General features: G+C 51.6%; 1 protein-coding gene. It reads left to right on the top strand.

From position 1 onward, the window contains the following. On the top strand, positions 1 to 2,795 hold a 2,795-nt coding region (locus tag QUB06_RS34240), incomplete at its 5' end, for an eIF2A-related protein (protein ID WP_445251451.1). Between the last annotated feature and the right edge of the window lie 718 nt (positions 2,796 to 3,513).

The following is a 3,513-nucleotide window of genomic DNA, read 5'->3' as shown; positions in this document are numbered from 1 at the left end:
CCGAAAGTAGCGCCGAAAAACGCAAAAATAAGATGCTATTAAGGGGAGCCGTCGTGGGTGCGCTCTCGATCATGACACTTGCCACTATTGCCGCAATAGGTGGGACAATAGAGGCGAAAAAGCAAACTGCAATTGCCCAGTTAGAGGAAAATGCTGGCCGCGTGCAGACTTTGCTTCATGCCGATCCCCTAGAGGCACTCATTCTGGCGATTAAAGCCACAGGTGAAAGCGAATCTGCATCGTCAGAGGTTGGCCCGGAGACGTTTGCCCAGGTGCAGTCTAGCTTGCGCGATGCCGCCGGAGATGCCAGAGAGCGCAATCTCCTGACAGCAAGCACACAGGCAGTCAACTCATTAGCGTTGAGTCCAGACGGCAAAACCCTCGCGAGTGCGGGTAAAGACGGGAGGATTCGCCTGTGGAATACCTCTTCTGGCTATCCCACCCATCAACAGCTCAACCGGTTGCCCAATGGGCTTAAAGCCCCCCTCAATTCCGTGGCCTGGAGCCCAGACGGCAAAACGCTCGTCAGTGGCGATGTAGACGGGACGATTCGCTTATGGGACATCTCTGGTAAGCTCATGGGCCAACGCTTAAAAGGGCATCAAGGCGATGTCTGGTCAATCCGATTTAGCCCCGATGGTAAAACGATCGTCAGTAGCGGCGAGGACGGGACGATTCGTCTGTGGGACACGAATGTCAAGCCCGTCGGTAAACCCTTCAAAGGGCATAAGGGTGGGATTCGATCGATCGCATTGAGTCCCGATGGAAAAACCATCGTCAGTGGCGGCAAGGACAAAACGGTTCGTTTGTGGACTCGTCAGGGTCAACCCATTGGTCAACCTTGGACGGGGCATGAGGATGAGGTCGCGTCAGTGGCGTTTAGCCCCAATGGCAAAACCATTGGCAGTGGCAGCAATGACGGGCGGATTCATTTGTGGGACACATCGGGGAAACTCATCACTCAACCCTTCAAAGGGCAGGAGGGTGCGCCGATTGGGTCAGTCGTATTTAGTCCCACGGGTAGAGCCATCGTCAGTGGGGGCTCGGATGGAACCATTTCTGTTTGGAATCTTCGGGGGAATCCTCTCCTGGGTCATCCCCTCATCGGGCACGTGGGTGCAGTCTCGTCCTTGGCATTGAGCCCTGATGCCAAAACCATTTTCAGTAGCGACGATAAGGGGATGATTCGTCTGTGGGATAGTCGCGGCTACCTCATCGGTCTACCCTTCACCGGACACGACTATGGAGTCTACTCAGCCGCATGGAGCCCCGATGGCAAAACCATTGTCAGTGGTAGCGATGACAAGACAATTCGCCTGTGGGATACTACTTCAGGCAATCCCATCGGTCAGCCTTTTAAAGGACATCAAGGTACGGTCTATTCAGTGGCATGGAGTCCAGACGGCAAAACCATTGTCAGTGGTAGCGCGGACAAGACAATTCGCCTGTGGGATAGCAAGGGCAATCCTATCGGTCAACCCTTTAAAGGACATCAAGGTCCGGTCGAGGCAGTGGCCTGGAGCCCCGATGGTAAAACCATTGTCAGTGGTAGCGATGACAAGACAATTCGCCTGTGGGATAGCAAGGGCAATCCCATCGGTAAACCCTTTGAGGGACATACAAATTGGGTCATGTCAGTGGCCTGGAGCCCGGACGGCAAAACGATCGTCAGCGGTGGCTATAACGGGAAACTTCGCTTGTGGGATACTTCAGGCAATCCCATCGGTCAACCCTTCAAAGGGCATAAGGATGCGGTCTACTCGGCGGCCTGGAGCCCGGATGGCAAAACCATTGCCAGTGGTAGTCGCGACAATACAATTCGCCTGTGGGATACTTTAGGCAATCCCATCGGTCAACCCTTCAAAGGACACACCAATTCAATCTACTCGGTGAAATTTAGCCCGGATGGTAAAACCATTGCCAGTGGTAGTTACGATAAGACCATTCGCCTGTGGGACACGAACGGTCAACCCATCGGTCACTTTCTCAAGGGACATGCGGGTTCAGTCACTTCAGTTGCGTTTAGCCCGGACGGTAAAACCATTATCAGCGGCAGTACCGATCGCACGCTTCGTCTCTGGCGCGTTGGCACTTGGCAAGATTGGCTGAAGATGGCGTGCAACCGAGTAATTTTACATCCCGTTTTAGTCGCGCCGGAAACGCTGCTTGTTGGGGATCCGGAAATGATCTCCGTGGCGAAAGACGCGGGGGAAACCTGTCAAAAGCTAGCCTGGAACGATGCGGAAAACGCCCAGTTTTTACTCAATCGAGGTCGATCGATCGCGTGGCAAGGCGATGTGGGCCTAGCCATCGCGACGTTCCAACAGGCCCAGAAATTATTGCCCAGCATTAAGGTGCCACCAGAGGATAAGATTAAACAGTGGGCTGCTGAAGGTTCGATCGAAAAAGGGGAAAACCTAGTCAAAGAGGGTGAAGTTCAGAAAGCAGTGGATGCCTTCTTGAAAGCAAAGCAGTTCGACGCAACCTGGAAGATATCTCAACAGTCTTGGAATACGCTGTGTTGGTACGGTGCGCTGCACGGAGGGGCAAAGACCGTGATCTCGGCGTGCGATACGGCGGTGGCACTTGCACCGGGCAATGTCGGGGTTCGAGATAGTCGTGGGCTGGCCCGGGCGCTGACGGGGGATACGCCAGGGGCGATCGCAGATTTTCAAGCGTTTATCAAGGGCACGGATTCGCCAGAGGGCAAAAAACAGCGGCAAGGCTGGATTGATAAGCTGAAAAAGGGTGAGAATCCGTTTACGGAGAAGGAGATCGCTAATTTGTTGGGATGAGGAGATGGGGAACAGTTATCAGTTATCAGTCAACAGTGAATTGAATGGTTGTTAGAGCTTGAATAAATAGCCAAATACTTTTCTAAAATTTCTCGTTGTTGACTACGCTCTGGTTGACAGCGCAGGAATTTTTTGTGAATCTTTTCAAGAGGCCGAAAACCAAGGCTTCACGATCTGCGAGAGTCAACCACAGTCAGCGTTAAAAGTGACCATTCCCAACAACATAAAACCGCTTTGAAGCACTCTAGTATGGAGTCGCCTATACTTAATAGAGTCAACCAATCCGAAAAATTTTAACTATGTTTGCCGTCAAACGATCGCTAAAATTGCATAACAACGAAGCGACCTTGATGGCAACACACGCAGGATTTCGGCTCGTAGTATTTAATTCCCGGTTAAGCTTGCGAACCCTAATGTATAGTGAAGGCAACCTTTCGGACTCTTAGGCGATCAAATAAGTCAAAAAAGTTCTCACCAACCACGTCAAGAAGCAACCTGAATTCGCTTGGATGAACCTGTTGTCTAGCCGAGGCTACCAAAAGGCTTTAATTGACTTGAAAGATGGCTTACACAACTCACTCTCAAGCCGGCTTATAGCAAAGCCGACATCTTGAATTCCTACCTGTATTCATCCACGCCCCCATTTACCTATCCCTTCCTCATGAAAACAATTTTTGACGCTTTTATCTCTTACGGACGAGCAGATAGTCTAGGTTTC

It is taken from the genome of Microcoleus sp. D2_18a_D3 (assembly GCF_036702455.1).
Lineage (GTDB): Bacteria > Cyanobacteriota > Cyanobacteriia > Cyanobacteriales > Microcoleaceae > Microcoleus.
The sequence above is the reverse complement of the archived record's forward strand: the minus strand, read 5'-3'. Positions and strand labels throughout refer to the sequence as shown.